Origin of the sequence: Paenirhodobacter hankyongi (assembly GCF_003664585.1) — a bacterium.
Taxonomy (GTDB): Bacteria; Pseudomonadota; Alphaproteobacteria; order Rhodobacterales; family Rhodobacteraceae; genus Rhodobacter; species Rhodobacter hankyongi.
In genome coordinates, this window is the sequence record NZ_RCHI01000005.1 from 76,238 (window position 1) to 98,148 (window position 21,911).

A 21,911-nucleotide genomic window follows, 5' to 3' on the forward strand; every position below is an offset into this window, starting at 1 on the left:
CTCAGCGCTCCAGCGCCCGTGCCCAGGCGTGCCACGACGCCTTGGGACTGCGTTTCAGGGTTTCGAAATCGACATGGACGAGGCCGAAGCGTTTCTCGTAGCCAAGCGCCCATTCGTAATTGTCGAGCAGCGACCAGCACATGTAGCCCGCAAGCGGCACCCCCTCGGCGATCGCGCGGCGGCAGGCCGCCAGATGCTCGGCGTAATAGGCGATGCGGCCGGCATCGGCGCAGCTCCCGCCCGCCAGCACATCGGGCGCGGCCATGCCGTTCTCGGTGACATAAAGCGGCAGATCGCCGGTGTAGTCGCGCGCGACACGGGTGAGGAAGGCGTGCAGCCCCTCGGGATAGATCTCCCAGCCCATGTCGGTCTTCGGCAACGGTCCCTCCACCTCGCGATGCGCCGGCCAGGGGCCGTCGCAGGGGGCGATGCGCTTGCAGGTATAGTAGTTCAGCCCGAACCAGTCGAGCGGCGCGCGGATCGTGGCGAAATCGTCCTGCCAGCCCTCGGGCAGGTGCGGCGCAAAGCCCTCGAGCACCTCGTCGGGGTAGCGGCCGAGCATCATCCCCTCGATGAAGAAACGGTTGTAATAGGCGTCATAGAGACGCGCGGCCGAGGCGGCCGCGGGGCTGTCGTTGGCGGGGTGGGCATATTCGAAATTGCATACCGCGCCGAGATTGCCCATCCCCTCGGTCCGCATCACCGAGATCGCCTGGCCATGCGCCAGCAGGATGTGGTGCATCGCCCGCGCGGTCGCGCGGATGTCACGCAGCCCGGGCGCATGGGCGCCGAGGAAATGGCTCAGCCAGCCCACGCACCAGGGCTCGTTGATCGGCGCGGCGGACCAGATCCGGTCGCCGAGCCGGCGCGCGATCACCTGGGTGAACTCGGCAAACCACTGCGCCACGTCGCGGTTGCGCCAGCCGCCCAGATCGGCGAGCGCCGAGGGCATCTCCCAATGATAGAGGGTCAGTGCCGGCTTGATGCCGCGCTCGAGCATGCCGTCGACGAGCCGGTCGTAGAAATCGAGCCCCTCGGCATTCACCGCGCCGCGCCCTTCGGGCATCACCCGCGCCCAGGAGGTCGAGAAGCGGTAAAGGTCGAAGCCCGCATCGGCGACAAGGTCGAGATCCTCGGCCCAGCGGTGATAATGGTCGCAGGCGACCGCGCCGTTTTCGGCCCGCGCGACATTGCCCGGGGTGGCGGCGAAGCTGTCCCAATGCGTCGGGCCGGCGCCGCCGAAGCGGTGCCCCTCGATCTGGTAGGAGGAGGTGGCGGCCCCGAAGAGGAAGCCCTCGGGGAAGTCTCTGCGGCCTGGCAGCATCTTTTGTCCTTCAGTCGGTCATGTCGGAGCGGCGCGGGGCCGGGCCGGTCGAGGCCCCGACCACCAGCGTCGCTTCCATCAGGTCGTTCTCGGGCGCGCTGGCGCCGCTCTCGATCCGGCGCAGCAGCATCGCCGCGCAGCGCCGCCCCGCCTCGCGCACGGAGGAGCGGGTGGCGGTGAAGATCGGTTCGTCGAAGCCGTTGCGCAGATAGCCCAGCTCGTCGTCATGGGTGACGATCGAGACGTCGCGCCCCATCCGCATGCCCCGCTCCCACAGCGCGCGCCGCACCCCCATGGCGGAGAGGAACGAGGCGGTGAGAAAGGCCGTCGGCGGGTCGGGCAGGTCGAGCATGTCGCGCGCCGCGTCATGGCCCTGCGCCTCGGTCATCTCGCCCGAGACCATCAGCGCGGGATCGGCCGAGAGCCCGCGGGCGGCCAGCGCGCGCTCGAACCCGTGCCGGCGGCGGGCGGCGAAGTCCATCGTCTCGATGCCGTTCACCAGCGCGATGCGGCGGTGCCCGAGGTCGAGCAGGAAGCTTGTCGCGCGTTCGAAGGCGCGGGTGTTGTTGACGTCGACCCAGGAATAGCCGGGGTCGGCGCCGAGCGAGCGGCCATGCACGACGAAGGGCAGGCCCAGCTCCTCGAGCAGCGGCAGCCGCGCGTCATGCACCTTCGGCCCGTGCACGATGATGCCATCGACATTGCCCTTCGAGCGGACCTCGCGATAGGCGCGCTCCTCGTCGCTGTCGGGGACGATGGTCAGCACCATGTCATAGCCCGCGCGTGCATAGACCTCGCCGGCGCCGGCGATGAAATCGGCGAAGACCGGGTTGACGATCTCGTGCCGGGTCGAGAGCGGGATGATATGGCCGATCGCCATCGCGCGGCCGGTGGCCAGACGCTTGGCCTGGGTGTTCGGGCGGTAATTGTAATGCCGCGCCGCCTCGGCCACGCGCAGCCGCGTCGCCTCCGAAACCTCGGGATAGCCGTTCAGCGCGCGGCTGACGGTGGTGGGCGACAGGCCCAGTTCGCTGGCGAGTTGCTTGAGGTTCATCTGCGGGCATCCGTGACGGGTGTGACTCGGTGGCGCGTTGGCATCCAAACCGCTTTGAATGTCTGGCACGTTAGCGCTGCCTGTCTGGCGCGTCAATCGGATGCGGCGCCGCAGGCCGAGATGCTGCAAGCGCACAATAATCCATTGAATTACAGTGCAGTTGCAGCATTGCATTCGGTTGACTTTCGTGCCGCGATACCGGAGCTTGCAGCATCCAAAGCGCTTTGACATCGAGTCGCGAGACCGGGGCAGGGGCATCGGACGTGACCTTGGGCGAAAGCCCGTTTTTCGGGAGGGATGCATGAGGAAAAGCCTTTATCTCGGCGTGGCGCTGATCGCGCTGGCCGCCTCGGCCGCGGGCGCGGGCGCGGGCGAGCTGAAATTCGCCCCCGGCAAGGACAGCCGCTTCGACTGGGCAAGCTATGACGCGCTGGCGAAGATGGACCTGAAGGGCAAGAAGCTGACCGTGCTCGGTCCCTGGCTCGGCCCCGACCGCGACCTGTTCGAAAGCGTGATCGACTACTTCCGCGCCGCGACCGGGGCGGATGTGGAATATTCCGGTTCCGACAGTTTCGAGCAGCAGATCGTCATCGACGCCGAGGCCGGCAGCCCGCCCGACATCGCGGTCTTCCCGCAGCCGGGCCTGGCCGCCGATCTGGCGAAGAAGGGGCATCTGAAGCCGCTGGCCGATGGCACCGAGCAGTGGATCAAGGACAATTACGCCGCGGGCGACAGCTGGGCCGCCTATGGCAATTATGCCGGGCCCGACGGGCAGCACCACCAATATGCCTTCCCGTTCAAGGCCGACGTCAAATCGCTGGTCTGGTATGTGCCCGAGAACTTCGCCGATGCGGGCTACGAGATCCCGAAGACGATGGAAGAACTCAAGGCGCTGACCGAGCAGATCGTCAAGGACGGCGGCACGCCCTGGTGCATCGGCATCGGCTCGGGCGGCGCCACCGGCTGGCCCGCGACCGACTGGGTCGAGGACCTGATGCTGCGCCTCAACACGCCGCAGGATTATGACGACTGGGTCTCGAACAAGCTGAAGTTCGACGATCCGAAGGTGGTCGCCGCGATCGAGGATTTCGGCTGGTTCGCGAAGACCGACAGCTTCGTTGCCGGCGGCACAGGCGCCGTTGCCTCGACCGACTTCCGCGACAGCCCGAAGGGGCTCTTCACCTCGCCGCCGCAGTGCTACATGCACAAGATGGCCTCCTTCATCCCGTCCTTCTTCCCGGAAGGCACGGTGATCGGCCAGGACGCGGACTTCTTCTACTTCCCGGCCTATGCCGACAAGGATCTGGGCCAGCCGGTGCTGGGCGCGGGCACGATGTTCGCCAAGCTCAGCGACAACCCGGTGGGCGACGCCTTCATCGCCTTCCTCGAAAGCCCGATCGCGCATGAGGTCTGGATGGCGCAGACCGGCTTCGTCACGCCCTACAAGGGGGTGAACACCGATCTTTACGGCGATTCGACGCTGAAGAAGATGGGGGACATCCTGCTCAATGCCACCACCTTCCGCTTCGACGGCTCCGACCTGATGCCCGGCGCGATCGGCGCGGGGGCGTTCTGGACCGGCATGGTCGACTATGTCGGCGGCAAGCCGGCGCAAGACGTGGCGGGCGCGATCCAGGCAACCTGGAACACGCTGAAATAAGCGCATCGGCCCCGCCGCAGTGCCGGTGGGGCCGTGTCTTTCTGGGGGGAGGACGGATGGAACAGCTCAGCTATGCCGCGGGCACGATCGTCACCGGCGTCTTCGGCTGCGTCGCCTGGTTCTGGGGATCGAACCTGATCCTCGACGGGGTCTGGCCCTCGCGCGGGCCGCATGCCGGCCGCAATATCCTGCGCGCGAACATGGTGCGGCCCTGGCTCTTCATCGGGCCGGCGATCCTGTTCCTTGCGGTCTACCTCGTCTACCCGGTCTTCGACTCGCTCTGGCGCAGCCTGCATGACGCGGGCGGGCGGGCCTGGGTCGGGCTCGACAATTATCGCTGGCTGGCGGGCGACGCGAAATTCCGCGAAGCGATCCTGAACAACCTGCTGTGGCTGCTGGTGGTGCCCGCGGCCGCCACCTTCTTCGGCCTGCTCGCGGCACAGGTCACCGACCGCATCCGCTGGGGCAATGTCGCGAAATCCTTCATCTTCATGCCGATGGCGATCTCCTTCGTCGGCGCCGGGGTGATCTGGAAGTTCGTCTATGACTATCGCGCCGAGGGGCAGGAGCAGATCGGCCTGCTGAACGCGCTCTGGACCGCGCTCGGCCATCCGCCCGAAACCTGGCTGACGATTCCGTTCTGGAACAACTTCTTCCTGATGGCGGTGCTGATCTGGATCCAGACCGGTTTCGCCATGGTGATCCTCTCGGCCGCGCTGCGCGGTATCCCCGAGGAGACGATCGAGGCCGCGATCCTCGATGGCGCCACCCCGTGGCAGCTCTTCTTCCGCATCAAGGTGCCGCAGATCTGGGGCACGATCGCGGTCGTCTGGACCACGATCACCATCACCGTGCTGAAGATCTTCGACATCGTCTTCGTGATGACGAACGGGCAATGGGGCACGCAGGTGCTGGCGAACCTGATGTATGACTGGATGTTCCGCGGCGCGCCCGATTACGGCCGCGGCTCGGCGATTGCGCTGGTCATCATGGCGCTCGTCACGCCGATCATGGTGTGGAACATCCGCAATGCACGCCGGGAGATGATGGGATGAGCCAGATCGCCGGAACCCGTGCGCGTCTTGTCTGGGCGGTGAACCTGGCCGCGCTTCTGCTGGTGCTGCTGTGGACGGTGCCGACCTTCGGCCTGCTGGTGTCGTCGTTCCGCGACCGCGACCAGATCGCGGCCTCGGGCTGGTGGAAGGCCGCTTTCCCCTCGACCGCCTCGGCCTTCGTGCGCGCGGGCGGCGCGGACACGGCGGTGCAGGAGGGGGACCTCTGGGTGATCTCGGGCACTGTCCTTGAAAAGGGCCAGCGGCTCGATGCCTGGGGCGTGACCTCGCGCGAGCCCGAGGCCTATCGCCCGGGCGAGACCGCCGCGCTGAAGGACGGGCAAAGCCTGACCGTCGCCGCCGACGGCAGCTATCGGCTGAGCTCGCCCACGGCCTTCACCGGCGGGCGGGCGATGCGGATCTTCGTCACCACCACCGTGCCGCCGCGCGTCACCACGGAAAACTATGCCCGGGTGATCGGCGCCGAGGGGCTGGGCCAGGCCTTCCTGAACACGCTGACGGTGACGATTCCGGCCACCGTCATCCCGATCCTGATCGCGGCCTTCGCGGCCTATGCGCTCGCCTGGATGGAGTTTCCGGGCCGCGCGCTGCTGATCGCGGCAGTGGTCGGGCTGCTGGTCGTGCCGCTGCAGCTCGCCCTCATCCCGCTTCTCAAGCTGCACAACGACATCGGCATCGGCAAGGGCTACATGGGGATCTGGCTGGCGCATACGGGCTTCGGCCTGCCGCTCGCCATCTACCTGTTGCGCAACTACATGGTCGGTCTGCCGCGCGAGATCATCGAGAGCGCCCGCGTCGACGGCGCGACCGAGTTCCAGATCTTCCGCCGCATCATCCTGCCGCTCTCCTTCCCGGCGCTCGCCTCCTTCGCGATCTTCCAGTTCCTCTGGGTCTGGAACGACCTTCTCGTCGCCACCGTCTTCCTCGGCAACCGCCACGACCAGCTGGTGATGACCGGCGTCCTGCGCGAGCTGATGGGCTCGCGCGGGGGCGACTGGGAAATTCTCGCGGCCTCCGCCTTCGTGTCGATCTCGGTGCCGCTTCTCGTCTTCTTTGCAATGCAGAAATACCTCGTGCGCGGCCTGCTGGCCGGCTCGGTGAAAGGTGGCTGAATGACCATGATGAAAAAGGATGCCGACTGGTGGCGCGGCGCAGTGATCTATCAGATCTATCCGCGCAGTTTCCAGGACACGAACGGCGACGGGGTGGGCGATCTGCTGGGCATCGTGCGCCGGCTGCCGCATGTGGCCTCGCTTGGCGCCGATGCGATCTGGATCTCGCCCTTCTTCACCTCGCCGATGCGCGACTTCGGCTATGACGTCAGCAATTACTGCGACGTCGATCCGATGTTCGGCAGCCTTGCCGATTTCGATCAGGTCATCGCCACCGCCCATGCGCTCGGGCTGAAGGTGATGATCGACCTCGTGCTCAGCCACACCTCGGACGCGCACCCGTGGTTCCAGGAGAGCCGGGCGAGCCGCGACAACCCGCGCGCCGACTGGTATGTCTGGGCCGATCCGAAGCCCGACGGCACGGCGCCGAACAACTGGCTGTCGATCTTCGGCGGTCCGGCCTGGCAATGGGACGCCCGGCGCGAGCAGTATTACCTGCACAACTTCCTCGTCAGCCAGCCGGACCTGAACTTCCATTGCCCGGCGGTGCAGGAGGCGCTGCTGGATGTGGCGCGGTTCTGGCTCGAGCGTGGCGTCGACGGCTTCCGCCTCGACACGATCAACTTCTACATGCATGACGAGCAGCTGCGCGACAACCCGCCGCTGCCGGTCGAGGAGCGCAACGACAACACCGCGCCGAAGGTGAACCCCTACAATCACCAGCGCCACATCCACGACAAGAACCACCCGAAGAACATTGAATTCCTGAAGAAACTTCGGGCAGTGATGGAGCCTTTCCAGGCTGCGGCCGTGGGCGAGATCGGCGACAGCCAGCGCGGGCTCGAGATCCTTGGCGAATATACCGCCGATGGCGTCGGGGTGCAGATGTCCTATGCCTTCGAGCTGCTGTCGGGCCACGAACCGCTCAGCGCCGACTACATCGCCGCGGTCTTCCGCAAGGTCGATGCGGTTGCGCCGCGGGGCTGGGCCTGCTGGGCCTATTCGAACCATGACGTCGTGCGCCACATCAGCCGCTGGGGTCTTTCCGCTGCTGCTGCAAAGGTTTACACGACGCTTCTGATGTGTCTGCGGGGCTCGGTCTGCCTCTATCAGGGCGAGGAGCTGGGCCTGCCGGAGGCCGAGATCGCCTTCGAGGACCTGCAGGACCCCTATGGCAAGGAGTTCTGGCCCGAGTTCAAGGGCCGCGACGGCTGCCGCACGCCGATGGTCTGGGAGAAGGACGCGGTCTATGCCGGCTTCTCCAGCGTCAAGCCCTGGTTGCCGATCTCCTCGGCGCAATCCGCGCTGGCCGTCGATGCCGCCGAGGCAGACCCTGCGGCGCTGTTGCACCATTACCGCCGCGCGATCGCATTTCGAAAGAATCACAAGGCGTTGCGTGCCGGTCTTATGACGGAGATCGAGGCCAGGGACGGCGTGTTGCGGTTCCGGCGGCTGGCCGAGGATGAGACCATCCTGTGCGTCTTCAACCTGACTGATGCGCCCGTCGACACCGATCTGCCGCCCGGGGACTGGGTGACGCTCGCGGGCGAGCTCGGCTCGATCCGGCCCACCGGCGACAACCGTCTTCAGCTCGGCTCCTGGCAGTCGAGCATCCTGCGTCTGAACAGCGGAGCGTGACATGGCCGATCTCTCCCTCACCGGGATTTCCAAAGCCTATGGTGACGTCGACATCCTGAAGGACATCAACCTCGAGATCCGGGCCGGGGAGCTGATCGTCTTCGTCGGCCCCTCGGGCTGCGGCAAGTCCACGCTGCTGCGGATGATCGCCGGGCTCGAGCAGATCTCGGGCGGCGATCTGGTGATCGACGGGCAGCGGGTGAACGACATGCCGCCGGCGCAGCGCGGCATCGCGATGGTGTTCCAAAGCTATGCGCTCTACCCGCACATGACCGTGCGGCAGAACATGGAATTCGCCCTGAAGATTGCGAAGAAGTCCCGCGAAGAGATTGACAAGGCTGTGGAAAATGCCGCGCGCATCCTGCAGCTGACGCCTTATCTCGACCGGCTGCCGAAGGCGCTCTCGGGCGGGCAGCGGCAGCGCGTGGCGATCGGCCGGGCGATCGTGCGCGACCCGAAGGTCTATCTCTTCGACGAGCCGCTCTCGAACCTCGATGCGGCGCTGCGGGTGGCGACGCGGATCGAGATCGCCCAGCTCAAGGAGGCGATGCCCGACCGCACGATGATCTATGTCACCCACGATCAGGTCGAGGCGATGACCCTGGCCTCGCGCATCGTGGTGCTGGCCGACAAGGGCATCGCGCAGGTCGGCTCGCCGCTCGAGCTCTACGAGCGGCCGGAAAACGAGTTCGTCGCGCAGTTCATCGGCTCGCCGCAGATGAACCTGCTGGCGGGCGAGGTGGTGGCGACGGGGCCGCAGACAACGGTGAAGCTGGTCGATGGCGGCACCGCGGTCAGCCATGTGCCGACCACGGCGGCCGATATGGGGCTGAAGGTCAACATCGGCGTCCGGCCCGAGGATCTGGTGCTGACCACGGGCGCGGGGCTCTTCACCGGCACCGTCGAGATCGTCGAGGCACTGGGCGAGGTGACGCTTCTGTATTTCGGCGAGGAGATGGGCGCGCCGCACATGATCGCGAAGCTGCCCGGCATCCACGCCGATCTGCGCCGCAGCCGGGTGACCCTCGCGGCCGATCCGGCGAAGGTGCATCTCTTCGCCGGGGGCCGTTCGCTGCTCTACCGCTGATCAGCCGGCGATCGGCAGCAGCGGCTTGATCTTCAGCGTGGTGATGCGGTTGTCCTTGCGCGTCACCACCTCGAAGCGGAAGCCGTGGAAGGAGAACACCTGGCCTTCCTCGGGGATCGTCTGCGCCTCGTGGATCACCAGGCCCGCGACGGTGTTCGCCTCGTCATCGGGCAACGCCCAGTCGGTCTCGCGGTTCAGGTCTCGGATCGTCATCGCGCCGTCGACCAGGTAATCGCCGGTCTCGGTGGGCTTCAGCTGCCGCTCGGCCTTGGGGTCGAGCTCGTCGGTGATGTCGCCCACGATCTCCTCGAGGATATCCTCGAGCGTGAGCAGCCCCTTCAGGTCGCCATATTCGTCGACGACGAGGGCGAAATGCGTGCGCCGCTTGAGGAATTCGCGCATCTGCTCGTCGAGCGGCGTGGTCTCGGGGATGAAATAGGGCTTCATCGCGACCTTCATCACGTCGAGATCCGAGACGGAATCCAGCTTGCCGTCGCCGGTGCGCAGGAATTTCTCGACCGCGCGCAGCAGTTCCTTGGCGTGGATCACGCCGACCACGTTCTCGCGCTCGCCCTTGTAGAGCGGCAGCCGGGTGTGCGGCGAGGTCAGCACCGCGGTCAGCAGCGTCTCGGGGTCGCTGTCGGCATCGAGCATCTCGATCTGGCTGCGGTGCAGCATGATCTCGTCGACGGTGCGGCTGCCCAGATCGAGGGCCCCCAGCAGGCGGTCGCGGTCCTCCTTGTCGACCGTGCCCTCCGAGGTGCCGATGGCGAGGGCACCGGCGATTTCGTCATGGACCGAGAACATCGACTGGTTGGCGTCGGTGCGCAGACCGAAGGCCCACAGGATGCCGCGCACCACCAGTCGCACAATCGAGACGATCGGGGTCAGCAGATGGATGACCAGCCGCACCAGGGGGGCAACGCGGCTTGCAACGGTTTCCGGGGCCGTAATCGCATAGGTCTTCGGCAACACCTCGGCAAAGATCAGCACGAGCACGGTCATCACCAGCGTCGCCAGCGCGACGCCGCCCTGGCCGAAGATCCGCGTCAGCAGCGCGGTGGCGAGCGAGGCCGAGAGGATGTTGACGACGTTGTTGCCCAGAAGCAGCGCGCCGATCAGCCGTTCGTTGTCCTCGGTGAGGGTCAGGGCGGTCTCGGCGCCGCCATCTCCCTTGTCGGCGCGTGCGCGCAGCTTGGCGCGGCTTGCGGCGGTGAGGGCCGTTTCAGAGCCGGAGAAGAAGGCCGAGAGCAGCAGAAGCAGGACGATCGTGCCCGCGGTCAGCCAGAAGGCGGTGTCGAGAAGGGGCGAAATGTGGTTTTCCATGATCGCGCACTATGGGGAGCCGCGGCGTCCCGTTCAAGAGCCGCCGGCAAGCGGATGGTGGCCGAGGACCAGTTCCTTCAGCCGCTCGTCGAGGACGTGGGTGTAGATCTCGGTGGTCGAGAGGTCGGCATGGCCGAGCAGCATCTGGATCGCGCGCAGATCGGCGCCGCCCTGTAGCAGATGCGTGGCGAAGGCGTGGCGCAGCACATGCGGCGTGACCTTGGCCGGGCTGACCCCGGCCGCGACCGCGATATCCTTCAGCAGCCCGTGAAAGCCCTGCCGGGTCAGGTGGCCTTCCTTGGCGCTTGACGGGAAGAGGAAGCGCGAGGGCGGCACGCGCCGGCTCAGCCGCGCCTCTTCCTCGGCCGCGTCGCGAGTCTTCAGCCACGCGCTCAGCGCCTCGCGCGCAGGCGGGCTGAGCGGCACCATCCGCTCCTTGCCGCCCTTGCCGCGGATCAGCAGCATCGCCGGATTGCCGCGCGCCGCCGCGACCGGCAGCGAGACCAGCTCGCTCACCCGCATGCCGGTGGCGTAAAGCAGCTCCATCAGGCAGCGGTTGCGGATCTGCTCGGACAGCGACTGGCCCTGATCGCGCGCCGCCTCGAGCAGCGCCTCGACCTCGTCGAGCGTCAGCGTCTTCGGCAGCCGCTGCGCCTTGCCCGGGCCGGTGATGCGCAGCGTCGGATTGTCGGCGCGCCAGCCTTCCTCATAGGCGAAGCGAAACAGCTGCCGGATCGCCGAGAGCCGCCGCGCGCGCGTCGATTTCGCCAGCCCCTCGGCCTCGCAGCGCACGAGGTAATCCTCGACCGCCTCGCGGCCGAGCGTGGCGAAGGCCAGATCCTGCGCCTCGACGAAGCCGAGGAAATCGGTCAGGTCGCGGCCATAGCTCAGGATCGTGTTGCGCGCGGCGCCCGCCTCGGCCGCCTGCGCCTCGAGAAAGGTGGCGATCCAGCGCACGTTCGGGGGCGCGCTCATCCGTTGCGCTCCAGGATCACCATTTCAAGGGCGGCGCGCCGCGCGACCTCCTCGAGCCCGCTCAGCCGCATCAGGTCGAGCCCGCTCTCGACGCGACGGTAATCGCCCTTTGCGCCCTCGGTGATGTCATCGACCGCGGCAAGCAGCGCCTCGCCCTGACGGTTCGGCATCATCTCGGCGTAAGGCGCCGGCACGGCGGTGGTGGGGGCATCGAAGACGCGCTTCAACATCAGGCCCAGCTGGTCCTGCGCAGCAATCCCGGCGGTCGAGCCCTGGGCAAGGCCGCACAGAAGCCGCTCGTCGGCATCGGCGGGCTCATGGGTGCGCGCGACCGTCTCATAGGCCGGGCTGAGCAGTCCAAGGCGGAAGGCGATGCCGCCCGCTTCGCCCGGCAGGCCCATCGCCGCAAGCTGCTCGCCATAGATCGTGGCGAGCGCCGGTTCCAGCTCCTGCGCCTGCATCGCGTCCCAGACCCCGGGCAGAAGCTGCGCCACGCGGCCGGGGTCATTTGCACTCAGCGCCGCGTCGAAGGCCGAGATCAGTGTGACCCGGTCCCACACCCCGCCCGAGGCCGCAGCCCGGTCCTGGGTGTAAAGGCCCAGCAGCTGGTTCGGATCGAGCACCCCCATCCGGGTCAGCCGCTCGGCCGCCTCGAGCTGGCTCTTCCAGCCGGTATTCGCGCGCAGGTCGGCCTGGGCGAAGGCGACGGGCAGGGTGGTCGTCGGCATCGGCTGGCCGATCGCCTCCATCATCCGGAAGACGAGCGGCGAGGGACGGCTGGGCGGCGGCAGGTCCTCGGCACCGTCCGCGAGCTCGGGTTCCAGGAAGCGTTCAAGCAGGTCGGCCGTCTCCGGGTCGATCTGGCCAAGCGCGCGGCCGGTGCCAAAGCTCAGCGCCGCCGTCTGCCAGTCGCCCGAGCGGGCCAGGCAGAAGATTCGCGCCGGGAAGGACGGCGCAAGACGCGGCGTCTTCTCCATGATCTCGCAGGCCTTGTTCTCCTCGCCCAGAAGGAGCGCCACATCGAAGCGGCGGCGGAACACCTCCGGGTCGCTCGTGTCGGCCTGTTCCAGAAGCGCCATCGCCTGTTCCAGCGCCCCCATGTCGAGCAGCCGGTCGATGCGGGCGAGGAAGAGCACGTTGTGTCCCTCGGGCGCCGGCACCCGCGGCGGATCGAGCTCGGCCAGCAGCAGCTCCATCACGAAGGCCTGGATCGAGGGCAGGGTGTCGAGACGCTCCTTGCGCAGCGCCGCGGCCAGCTGCGCCTCGGGCGTGTCGCCCCACAGATCGCGCGGCAGCCCGGTGCGCGCCACCGGCACGAGGCCGAGCGCGTTCGCCGGCGGCCGGTCGAGCGACATCACCGAGACGGATTCGTTCGTCACGCCGCTGCTCACCGGCGGCTCGCCCGGGCGCGCGCCGGGCACGGCCCGGCTGCCGGGCGCCATGGCGGCCGGCGTCACCACCGAGCGCGACAGCCAGTCGATCGCCGAAAGCGGTTCGCCTTCGGCGTGCGCCATGCCCGGAAGGGCAAGCGTGCTCAGCAGCAGTGCGGCGCGAATGCGCTCAATTGCCACTCGGGTTCCCCGGCAATGTGACCTCGAGCCGCTGCTCGCCGGTCTGAGGATGCAAGTCGCCGAAATAGGCATAACCAATCACCGCAAGCACGGCAAAAACCAGGAGAATAGCGATGGCCTGAAAGATGCGCCCCATAAGTCCGTCTTTCGTTTCTTCTTGCTCGATGTTTCGTTGTCCGTGTTCCGCCCGCCGGCATCGGCGGAGGCCGCGTTGCGCGGCCGATGCCGCCCCGATACGCCCTGCGGCGGAAACTCGCAAAGATTATATATGGCATTTCGCGGAAGATCACGCCATTCAGGGGACCGGAATTCACGTTTGCGCAAGCGCCGCGCATCGGCGGTACCCCGCCCGGGCGCGTCAGGGAGGACCGCTTGACCGAAGAGAGCCCGCAGCCGGCGCCGGAACCGCGCCCGAAACTGGCCCGGACGATCGTTCTCGTCGGCATGATGGGGGCCGGCAAGACCGCCGTCGGCACGGCGCTCGCGCGCACCCTGGGCGTGCCCTTTCTCGACAGCGACGAGGAAATCGTGAAGGCCGCGCAGATGTCGGTGGCCGAGATCTTCGCCCGCGACGGCGAGCCCTTCTTCCGCGCCCGCGAAAGCGAGGTGATCGCGCGACTGCTCTCGGGCCCGCCCGCCGTCGTCTCGACCGGCGGCGGCGCCTTCATGAGCGCGGCGAACCGCGAGATGATCGCCCGGCTCGGCGTCTCGGTCTGGCTGCAGGCGGGGCTCGAGCTCCTGTGGCAGCGGGTGCGGCACAAGAACACCCGGCCGCTGCTGCGCACGGCCGATCCGAAGCGCACGCTGAGCGAGCTGTTCGAGAAGCGCGAGCCGGTCTATGCGCTGGCGCAGGTGGCGGTCGAGGCCGAGCCGGGCCTCTCGATCGAGGACATGGCACAGAAGGTCGTCGAGGCGCTGCGCGCGCGCGGCGGAGTTTTCGAGGAGGAACGGGATGCGTGAGACGGTTCGGGTCGAGCTGGGATCGAGATCCTATGATGTGCGCCTCGGCGCAGGGCTGATTGCCGGGGCGGGGGCCGAGATCGCGCCGCTGCTGCGCCGCAAGCGGGTCGCGGTGATCACCGACGAGACGGTCGGCGCGCTGCATCTTCAGGCGTTGCGCGCGGGGCTCGGGGACATCGAGATGGTGTCGCTCGCCCTGCCGGCGGGCGAGGGCACGAAATGCTGGGCCTCGCTCGAGCGCGCCTGCGAATGGCTTCTGGAACAGAAGGTCGAGCGCAAGGACGTGGTCATCGCCTTCGGCGGCGGCGTGATCGGCGATCTCGTCGGCTTTGCCGCCGCGATCCTGCGCCGCGGCGTGCGCTTCGTGCAGATCCCGACGACGCTGCTCGCCCAGGTCGACAGCTCGGTCGGCGGCAAGACGGGCATCAACGTCACGGCCGGCAAGAACCTGATCGGCGCCTTCCACCAGCCCTCGCTGGTGCTCGCCGACATCGCGCTTCTGGGCACGCTCACCGCGCGCGATTTCCTTGCGGGCTATGGCGAGGTGGTGAAATACGGGCTGCTGGGCGACCCGCTCTTCTTCGAATGGCTCGAGGACATGGGGCCGAAGCTCGCCGCGGGCGACATCGAGGCGCGGCAGCGGGCGGTGAAACGCTCGGTCGAGATGAAGGCCGAGATCGTCGCGCGCGACGAGACGGAAGAGGGCGACCGGGCGCTGCTGAACCTCGGCCACACCTTCTGCCACGCGCTCGAGGCGGCGACCGGCTATGGCGACCGGCTCTTGCATGGCGAGGGCGTGGCGATCGGCTGTGCGCTCGCTTTCGAGCTCAGCCAGCGGCTTGGCCTGTGCAGCCAGGAGGCACCGTCGCGGGTGCGCGCGCATCTCAAGGCGATGGGGATGAAGACCGATCTCGCCGACATCCCGAGCGATCTGCCCGATGCCGAGGGGCTGATTGCACTGATGGCGCAGGACAAGAAGGTGCTCGACGGCAAGATGCGCTTCATCCTCGCGCGCGGCATCGGCGAGGCCTTCGTCACCTCGGACGTGCCGCGCGACGTGCTGAAGCGGCTGCTCGAGGATGCCCTGGCCACGCGCGGCTGAGAACCGGGGGCGCTGCCCCCTCGGGCTTCGCCCTCACCCCCGGGATATTTGAGGCAATTGGAAGCCAAAGCCCGTTTGCGCGTTCTCCTTGCCCGAAATACCTCGGGGGTGAATTGGCGCAGCCAAGAGGGGGCGGCGCCCCCTTTCTCTGTCGGGTCAGACGAGCGAGGTCACCCAGAGCACCGTCGCATCCTCGTGGCTGACCGAGACGAGGTTGTGGCCCATGCTGGCGTCGTAATAGGCGCTGTCGCCGCGCTTGAGCTCCTGCGGCTCGTAGAACTCGGTGTAAAGTCGGACGATGCCGGTGAGGACATAGAGGAATTCTTCGCCGTCATGGCGCACCCAGCCATGGAACTCCTCGAAGCTGCGTGCCCGGATCCGTGCGCGATAGGGCAGCATCTGCTTGTTGCGCAGCGAATTCGCCAGAAGCTCGTGCTCGTAGGTGGTGGTCAGATGCGCCACGCCCTCGCCCGCGCGGGTCACCGCCATCCGCCCCGTCACCTGTCCCTTCGAGGGCGGGGTGAAGAGCTGCGGCACCGAGATCGCCAGCCCCTCGGCCAGCTTCTTCAGCGCCTCGTAGGTGGGCGACATCTGCCCGTTCTCGATCTTCGAGAGCGTCGAGCGGGCCAGCCCCGCCTGCGCTGCCGCCTGTTCGAGTGTCCAGCCGCGGGCCTTGCGCAGCTCGCGCACGCGAGCGGCGAGGTCGACGGGTTCGGGCACCACTTCCTCGCCGCTCTCGCGCGCGATGCGGATGATCTTCGCGTGTTCGATCTCGCCCATGGCGGCCTCCGGCTTGCAACCCCGCTGCACGCGGCGTAGCAGGAAGCCATGCTCTCTGTCCATGCTTCCTCCTTTGCAGACCCCGCGCCCGCGTCCTTCAACATGGCGGCCCATGTGCTGGCGCCCGCGGCCGAGCGCGCCGATCGCTCGGCGCTGCAGATCCTCAGCCCGACGGGCGCCGAGCGCTGGTCCTGGGCGCGGCTCGAGGCCGCGGTGCGCGGCGCGGGCACGGGGTTCCTGAACGCCGGGCTGGTGCCGGGCGATCGGGTGCTGTTGCGGCTTGGCAATACACCCGAATTCCCGGTGGCCTATCTGGGCGCGATCGCGGTCGGGCTGGTGCCGGTGCCAACCTCGCCGCAGCTGACGGCGGGCGAGATCACCAGGATGGCGGCGCAGGTCGCCCCGGCGGCGATCGTCGCGGGCGAGGGCATCGCGTTGCCCGAGAGCCCCGCGCGGGTGATCGGCGAGGCCGAGCTGCGCAGCTTCGAGGCGCTCGCCCCCTGTGCCTGGGAGATGGGCGCTCCCGACCGGCTGGCCTATGTCGTCTTCACCTCGGGCACCTCGGGGCAGCCGCGGGCGGTGATGCACGCGCATCGCGCGATCTGGGCACGGCGGATGATGCATGCGGGCTGGTACGGGTTGACACCCGCGGACCGGATCCTGCACGCCGGCGCCTTCAACTGGACCTACACGCTCGGCACCGGGCTGATGGACCCCTGGTCGGTCGGCGCCACCGCGCTGATCCCGGCGCCCGGCGTGCCGGTGCAGGCGCTGCCGTTGTTGCTGCGCCGCTTCGACGCGACGATCTTTGCCGCCGCGCCCGGGGTCTACCGGCAGATGTTGAAACATCACGCGACGATCGACCTGCCGCGGTTGCGACACGGGCTCAGCGCCGGCGAGGCACTGCCCGCGCTCACCCGGCAGCATTGGCGCGAGGCGACCGGCGCTGAGATCTACGAGGCGCTCGGCATGTCGGAATGCTCGACCTTCGTCTCGGGCGCGCCGGGGCATCCGGCGCCCGAGGGCTGTGCGGGCTGGCCGCAGGAGGGGCGCACCCTCGCCGTGCTTGGCCCCGAGGGCGCGCCGGTGCCGCGCGGCACCCCCGGCACGCTCGCCGTGCACCGCACCGATCCCGGGCTGTTCCTGGGCTACATGGGCGCGCCCGAGGAGACCGCCGCGCGCTTCAGCGCCGATGGGGAGTGGTTCCTCACCGGCGACACGGTGACGATGACCGAGGCCGGCGCGATCCGCTACGAGGGGCGCGCCGACGACATGATGAACGCCGGCGGTTTCCGTGTCAGCCCGCTTGAGGTCGAGGCGGCGATGACCACCTGCCCCGAGGCGGGCGAGGTTGCGGCCGTCGAGATCCGGGTCAGCGCCGAGGCGAGCGTGATCGCCCTTGCCCATACCGGCACCGCGACGCCCGAGGCGCTTGCCGCCCATGCCGGCGCCACGCTTGCCCGCTACAAGCAGCCCCGCCTGTTCCGCGCCGTTGCCGAGCTGCAGCGCAACCGCAACGGCAAGATCGACCGCCGCGCCCTGCGCGATGCCTGGCCCAAGGAGCCCGACGCATGATCCCGCTCGACATCTTCGCCGACCCCGTCTGCCCCTGGTGCCTGATCGGCAAGGCCAATCTCGACCGCGCGCTCGAGGCGCGGCCGGGCCATCCCTTCGTGCTGGCCTGGCATCCGTTCCGGCTTGACCCGACGATGCCGGCGGCCGGCATGGCGCGCGGCGATTACATGCGCGCGAAATTCGGGGCCGAGGCCGACAGTATCGACATTCCGGTGCTCGAGGCCGCGCGGCGGGCCGGGGTCACGCTGGACCTCGCCGCGATCGCACGGGTGCCGGCGACGCTCGATGCGCACCGTCTGCTGCACTGGGCGGGGATCGAGGGGCGGCAGACCCCGGTGATGTCGGCGCTGATGCGCGCCTTCTGGCGCGAGGGGCGCGACATCGGCGATGCCGGGGTGCTGGCCGGGATCGGTGCCGCCGCGGGGATGGACCGGGCGCTGGTCGAACGGCTGCTCGCCAGCGATGCCGACCGTGACGAGGTGCTCGCCCGTGAGGCCCATGCCCGCGAGCGCGGCATCCGCGCCGTGCCGAGCTTCATCATCGGCAACCAGCACATGGTCGAGGGCGCGCAGCCGGTCGAGACCTGGCTTGCGGTGATCGACGAGCTTTCGGCCGCCCCGGAAGCCGATCCCGAAGCTGAGCACTGACGCACAGCCCCCTGCGCGGTCCCGCGCGGCGCGGGGCTGGCATTCCCGCGCAGGGGGGCTATGGTCGGCGCGAACCTGAAAGGCCCCTCCCGTGACCCAGTCCTCTGTTCCCGCACCGGTGCGCACCCTGTCGCTGCCCGAATTCGTGGCGATGCTCGCCTCGCTCACCGCCACCGTCGCCTTCTCGATCGATGCGATGCTGCCGGCGCTGCCCGAGATCGCCGCGACGCTCTCGCCCGGGGACGTGAACCGCGCCCAGCTGGTGCTGACCGTCTTCGTGCTCGGCATGGGGCTTGGCACCTTCTTCGTCGGGCCGATCTCGGACGCGATCGGGCGCAAGCGCACGATCACCGGCGGCATCGTGATCTATGCGGCGGGCGCGCTGGCCGCCGCGTGGTCGCAGAGCCTCGAGATGCTGCTGATCGCGCGTTTCGTGCAGGGGATCGGTGCCTCGGGGCCGCGGATCGTGCCGATGGCGCTGGTGCGCGATCTTTACGCCGGGCGCGAGATGGCGAAGATCACCTCCTTCATCATGATGCTCTTCATCCTGGTGCCGGCGCTGGCGCCGACGATCGGCGGGGCGATCGCCGCGGTCTTCGGCTGGCGCGGCATCTTCGGCGCCTTCCTGGTGTTCGGCGTGCTCGGCGTGCTCTGGGTGAACCTGCGCCAGCCCGAGACCCTGCCGCCCGAGCGTCGCCGTCCCTTCGTGCCGGGCGCGCTGCTCTCGGGCGCGCGCGAGGTGCTGTCGGATCGCGACGTGCGGTTCTACACCGCGATCCTCGCGCTCGGCTTCGGGCAGATGTTCTCGGTGCTGTCCTCCTCGCAGCAGCTCTACGCCGCCTATGGCGTGCACGAGACCTTCCCGCTGTGGTTCGGTGCGGTGGCGATCCTTGCCGGCACCGGCTCGGTCTTCAACGCGCGCTTCGTGATGCGGCTCGGCATGCGGCGGATCGTGCGCGGCGCCTATCTGATGCAGGTCTGCCTCTCGGCGCTGATGCTGGCGGCGCTGCTGGCGGGCCTTGTGACCCCGGCGGGCGGGCTGCTCGCGGTCTTTGCCTGGAACGTGTCGGTGTTCTTCATCGCCGGCCTCACCTTCGGCAACCTCAATGCGCTGGCGATGCAGAAGATGGGGCATCTGGCCGGCATGACCGCCTCGGTCGTCACGGCGCTCTCGACGGTGGGGGCGGTGTCGATCGCGGCCCCGGTCGGGCTGCTGTTCGATGGCACGGCGCGGCCGGTGGTGATCGCCACGCTGATCTGCTCGGGCCTTGCCTGGGCGCTGATGGGACGCACCAACGATCAGGTCTGAGACGGGACGGGCATCGGATACCCCCCCCGCGGCCCCGCTTCCAGTCGCCGCAAATTTCCCGGGGGTGACTTTTGCCGTCAGGCAAAAGAGGGGGCAGCGCCCCCTGCCTTCGTCTTACTCGTTGTCGCCAAAGCGCGAATCGTCGTCGTACTCGTCCTCGCCCTCGGGCACGAACTTCTCCGACAGCAGGATCGAGTGGTTGTCGTGCAGCGGGTCCATGACGACATCCGAGGGCAGCTCGCCCGTCAGCCAGTCGCGGATCTCGTCGCGTGCCTCGGCCGGGTCCTGCCCGGTCAGCTCGGCGATATAGGTGATGAAGGCGCGCTGGTCGCCGTCGACCTCGTCGAGCCGGTCTTCCTCGGCATCGGGCCAGCGGTTCTGGATCGCCTCATAGAAGGCAGTCCAGTTGTCCTGAACATGGTGCCACTTCATCTCAGTCTCCTTCCCGGCGCAAGCCTCCCGCGCCCGTCCCGACATTGCGCTTCAACGGGGCAGGAGGAAAGGCCTTTCTCCTGTTTCGATTGTTCGGGACGCGGGCCGGTTCAGAACCAGCTCTGGATCGTCCGGGCGCCGCCCGAGACGTCCTCGCCGACGCCGGCGACCGTGTTGCACCCGGTCAGGGCGACCGCAAGCGCGGCCAGAAGGATCAGCTTCTTCATTGCTCTGCCTCATACCACCAGACTTCGGGCTGAAAGCCCGGCCAGTCCCCGTATAGCGGAAGTCTTTCGGGGAAGTGAAGGTTCCGGTCATGGGCGATGCGCGAGATCGGCGCATACCAGCCGGGAATGACGTAGCGCCCCGCGGTCAGCACCCGGTCGAGCGCGCGCACCGCATCGGTGAATTCCTCGGGCGTGCGGGCCTCGAGCATGGCGCGCACCATCGCCTCGGCGGCGGGAGAATTCATCCCCATCCAGTTGCGCGAGCCGGGCTCGCTCACCCCGCGCGATCCCCAGTAGAGCATCTGCTCGTTGCCGGGGCTGAGCGAAAGGGCGCGGGTGTACCACGCCATGCCGAAGTCATAGGTGTTGGTGCGCGCCTGATATTGCGCGTCATCGACCGTCGTCACCTTCGGGAAGATGCCGATCCGGCGCAACGCCTCGACATAGATGTCGACGATCGACTGGGTCTCGGCCGCGCCCTGCTGCAGCACGATCTCGAAGCTGAAGGGCGTGCCCGCGGCGTCTTTCAGCACGCCGTCCGCGCCCACGGCCCAGCCCGCCTCCTCGAGCAGCTTCATCGCCTTGCGGCTGTTCTTGCGGTTGAGCTCGCTGCCGTCCGACACCGGCAGGGCATAGCCCTCGAGCGTGCCGGGCGGCAGGCTTGCGGCAAAGGGGGCGAGCAGCGCCGCCACCTTGCCCTCGGCCGGGCCCGGGCGCATCGCCAGATCGGAGTTCGCGAAATACGAGGTGATGCGCGGCTCGGCCCCGCCGTTCAGCGTGGCGTTGATGAATTCGAAGTTGAAGACGTCGATCATCGCCTCGCGCACGCGCCAGTCGGCAAAGACCGGCAGGCGGGTGTTCATCACCAGCCCGGAAATCCCCGAGGGCCGCCGGTGCGGGATCTCGGACAGCACCACACGCCCCTCGCGCACTGCCGGGAAATCATAGTCACGCGCCCATTTCGCGGCATTGGTCTCGCGGAAGGTGTCGGTCTCGCCGCCCTTGAAGGCCTCGAAGACCACGCCGCCATCGCCGAAGTAGTCCCACCGCATCTCGTCGAGATTGAAGCGGCCGCGGTTCAGGGGCAGGTCCTTCGCCCACCAGTCGGGGTTGCGGCGAAGCGTGATGAAGCGCCCGGTCTCGACCCGGTCGATGACATAGGGGCCCGAGCCCACCGGCGCGACCTGCGTCGCCTGGGCGAAGTCCTTGCCTTCCCATTGCGCCTTTTCCAGCACCGGCCGCATCCCCATCAGCAGCGCGAGTTCGCGGTCGGGTTCGGTGAAAGTGATGCGCAGGCTGCGCGGGCCGGTCTGCTCGATCGACTTCACCTTGCGCCAGGCGTTCTGATAGCGCGGATGCCCCTCGGTGCCGAGGGTCTGATAGGACCAGATCACATCCTCGACCGTCACCGGCTTGCCGTCCGAGAACCGCGCCTCGGGGCGCAGGGTGAAGGCGACCCAGCTGCGCGCCGCGTCGGTCTCGACGCTTTCGGCGAGCAGGCCATAGAGGGTGAAGGGCTCGTCGATCGAACGATCCATCAGCGATTCGGTCACGAAGGTGGCGATGCCCTGCGCCGGACGGCCCTTCAGGATCCAGGGATTGAGCGAATCGAAGCTGCCGGATTCGCCGAAACGGATGCGGCCGCCCTTCGGCGCGTCGGGGTTCGCATAGGGCAGGTGGGTGAAACCCGCGGGCAGGGCGGGCGCGCCATACATCGCGATCGCGGGCGCGGGCTCGGCCGCGACCGGCCCTGCAAATACAGGGAGAAAGGCGAGCGCCGCCGCTCCGAGACGGCTGAAAAAGACAGATCGCATCATCGCAACAATCCCCGGTTTGCCTGTATTTTCAGGCGGCAAGCTAACGATGCTGAGACGGGGGCGCAAACTTTTCCCTTGGATTGCAGCGGCATCAGGCTTATAAAGATCTCACTGCTCGATAGGTTTCTTGCCTGTATGAAACCTGCCTCATGACTTGACGCCCGCCTTGCGCGGGCGTCTTTTTCTTTTGCATCAAGGCATTGATGGCGCGATCCGGCTCACGGCATTGTGCGCTTCGGACG

The 21,911-nt window shown here is 68.0% G+C and carries 20 protein-coding genes; 10 read left to right on the top strand and 10 right to left on the bottom strand.

All coding sequences use genetic code 11. The features are described from left to right. Nucleotide 1 precedes the first annotated feature (1 nt). Together DYS74_RS06805 and DYS74_RS06810 are read right to left on the bottom strand one after the other, a co-directional pair. Nucleotides 2-1,324 (bottom strand): GH1 family beta-glucosidase, encoded by a 1,323-nt coding sequence (locus DYS74_RS06805; protein ID WP_121532191.1) that lies wholly within the window; start codon nucleotides 1,322-1,324, stop codon nucleotides 2-4. Between the two features lie 10 nt (nucleotides 1,325-1,334). Further along, on the bottom strand, nucleotides 1,335-2,378 hold the full coding sequence (locus DYS74_RS06810; RefSeq protein WP_121532192.1) for a LacI family DNA-binding transcriptional regulator: 1,044 nt from the start codon (nucleotides 2,376-2,378) through the stop codon (nucleotides 1,335-1,337). Between the two features lie 301 nt (nucleotides 2,379-2,679). Between DYS74_RS06810 and DYS74_RS06815 the strand changes: the two genes are divergently transcribed. Genes DYS74_RS06815 through DYS74_RS06835 form a run of 5 tightly spaced genes read left to right on the top strand, consistent with a single transcriptional unit; the run spans nucleotide 2,680 to nucleotide 8,948 of the window. Beyond that, a complete protein-coding gene (locus DYS74_RS06815; RefSeq protein ID WP_121532194.1) occupies nucleotides 2,680-4,038 on the top strand; it encodes an ABC transporter substrate-binding protein in 1,359 nt (452 codons plus the stop codon). A gap of 56 nt (nucleotides 4,039-4,094) precedes the next feature. After that, entirely contained in the window at nucleotides 4,095-5,093 is a 999-nt protein-coding gene (locus DYS74_RS06820; RefSeq protein ID WP_121532196.1) for a carbohydrate ABC transporter permease, read from the top strand. Continuing rightward, a complete protein-coding gene (locus DYS74_RS06825; RefSeq protein ID WP_121532198.1) occupies nucleotides 5,090-6,223 on the top strand; it encodes a carbohydrate ABC transporter permease in 1,134 nt (377 codons plus the stop codon). The genes DYS74_RS06820 and DYS74_RS06825 overlap by 4 nt, the downstream gene beginning before the upstream one ends. After that, nucleotides 6,224-7,861, top strand: coding sequence for an alpha-glucosidase family protein (locus DYS74_RS06830; RefSeq protein WP_245965218.1), 1,638 nt, complete (start codon nucleotides 6,224-6,226; stop codon nucleotides 7,859-7,861). Nucleotide 7,862: 1 nt separating this feature from the next. Continuing rightward, the gene (locus DYS74_RS06835; protein ID WP_121532200.1) at nucleotides 7,863-8,948 is read left to right on the top strand and encodes an ABC transporter ATP-binding protein; all 1,086 of its coding nucleotides are present in this window, start codon (nucleotides 7,863-7,865) and stop codon (nucleotides 8,946-8,948) included. Here DYS74_RS06835 and DYS74_RS06840 read toward each other — a convergent pair whose 3' ends face one another. The 4 genes from DYS74_RS06840 to DYS74_RS18625 are packed head-to-tail and all read right to left on the bottom strand — an operon-like array spanning nucleotide 8,949 to nucleotide 12,956. Further along, entirely contained in the window at nucleotides 8,949-10,274 is a 1,326-nt protein-coding gene (locus DYS74_RS06840) for an HlyC/CorC family transporter (RefSeq protein WP_121532202.1), read from the bottom strand. Between the two features lie 33 nt (nucleotides 10,275-10,307). Next, complete coding sequence (locus tag DYS74_RS06845) at nucleotides 10,308-11,249, bottom strand: site-specific tyrosine recombinase XerD (protein WP_121532204.1); 942 nt, start codon at nucleotides 11,247-11,249, stop codon at nucleotides 10,308-10,310. Beyond that, a complete protein-coding gene (locus tag DYS74_RS06850; RefSeq protein ID WP_245965219.1) occupies nucleotides 11,246-12,820 on the bottom strand; it encodes a hypothetical protein in 1,575 nt (524 codons plus the stop codon). Before DYS74_RS06850 ends, DYS74_RS06845 begins: the two co-directional genes overlap by 4 nt. Then, entirely contained in the window at nucleotides 12,810-12,956 is a 147-nt protein-coding gene (locus tag DYS74_RS18625; RefSeq protein WP_183077479.1) for a hypothetical protein, read from the bottom strand. The genes DYS74_RS06850 and DYS74_RS18625 overlap by 11 nt, the downstream gene beginning before the upstream one ends. A 236-nt stretch (nucleotides 12,957-13,192) precedes the next feature. Here DYS74_RS18625 and DYS74_RS06855 point away from each other — a divergent pair, with 236 nt between their 5' ends. Beyond that, entirely contained in the window at nucleotides 13,193-13,780 is a 588-nt protein-coding gene (locus DYS74_RS06855; protein ID WP_281272455.1) for a shikimate kinase, read from the top strand. After that, entirely contained in the window at nucleotides 13,773-14,882 is a 1,110-nt protein-coding gene (gene aroB, locus DYS74_RS06860) for a 3-dehydroquinate synthase (RefSeq protein ID WP_121532206.1), read from the top strand. Before DYS74_RS06855 ends, aroB begins: the two co-directional genes overlap by 8 nt. A 156-nt stretch (nucleotides 14,883-15,038) precedes the next feature. On the opposite strand, the gene DYS74_RS06865 is transcribed toward aroB, so the two are convergent. Next, nucleotides 15,039-15,662: a helix-turn-helix domain-containing protein gene (locus tag DYS74_RS06865; protein ID WP_121532208.1), complete on the bottom strand. Its 624-nt coding sequence runs from the start codon at nucleotides 15,660-15,662 to the stop codon at nucleotides 15,039-15,041. Between the two features lie 48 nt (nucleotides 15,663-15,710). On the opposite strand from DYS74_RS06865, the gene DYS74_RS06870 reads away from it, so the two are divergent. The 3 genes from DYS74_RS06870 (at nucleotide 15,711) to DYS74_RS06880 (ending at nucleotide 19,193) form a co-directional block, all read left to right on the top strand. Then, nucleotides 15,711-17,237: a class I adenylate-forming enzyme family protein gene (locus DYS74_RS06870; protein ID WP_121532210.1), complete on the top strand. Its 1,527-nt coding sequence runs from the start codon at nucleotides 15,711-15,713 to the stop codon at nucleotides 17,235-17,237. Continuing rightward, complete coding sequence (locus DYS74_RS06875) at nucleotides 17,234-17,884, top strand: DsbA family oxidoreductase (RefSeq protein WP_121532212.1); 651 nt, start codon at nucleotides 17,234-17,236, stop codon at nucleotides 17,882-17,884. The genes DYS74_RS06870 and DYS74_RS06875 overlap by 4 nt, the downstream gene beginning before the upstream one ends. Nucleotides 17,885-18,035: 151 nt before the next feature. Continuing rightward, entirely contained in the window at nucleotides 18,036-19,193 is a 1,158-nt protein-coding gene (locus DYS74_RS06880; protein WP_121532525.1) for a multidrug effflux MFS transporter, read from the top strand. Nucleotides 19,194-19,307: 114 nt separating this feature from the next. Here the strand turns inward: DYS74_RS06880 and DYS74_RS06885 are convergent, their stop codons facing one another. The 3 genes from DYS74_RS06885 to DYS74_RS06895 all read right to left on the bottom strand — a co-directional run bounded on the left by DYS74_RS06885 (nucleotide 19,308) and on the right by DYS74_RS06895 (nucleotide 21,666). After that, the gene (locus tag DYS74_RS06885) at nucleotides 19,308-19,625 is read right to left on the bottom strand and encodes a hypothetical protein (RefSeq protein ID WP_121532213.1); all 318 of its coding nucleotides are present in this window, start codon (nucleotides 19,623-19,625) and stop codon (nucleotides 19,308-19,310) included. Nucleotides 19,626-19,735: 110 nt separating this feature from the next. Further along, entirely contained in the window at nucleotides 19,736-19,852 is a 117-nt protein-coding gene (locus DYS74_RS06890; RefSeq protein WP_121532215.1) for a lipoprotein, read from the bottom strand. After that, nucleotides 19,849-21,666 carry an extracellular solute-binding protein gene (locus DYS74_RS06895; protein WP_121532527.1) on the bottom strand — a complete coding sequence of 606 codons (1,818 nt, stop codon included), beginning with the start codon at nucleotides 21,664-21,666 and terminating at the stop codon, nucleotides 19,849-19,851. The genes DYS74_RS06890 and DYS74_RS06895 overlap by 4 nt, the downstream gene beginning before the upstream one ends. Nucleotides 21,667-21,911: the final 245 nt, after the last annotated feature.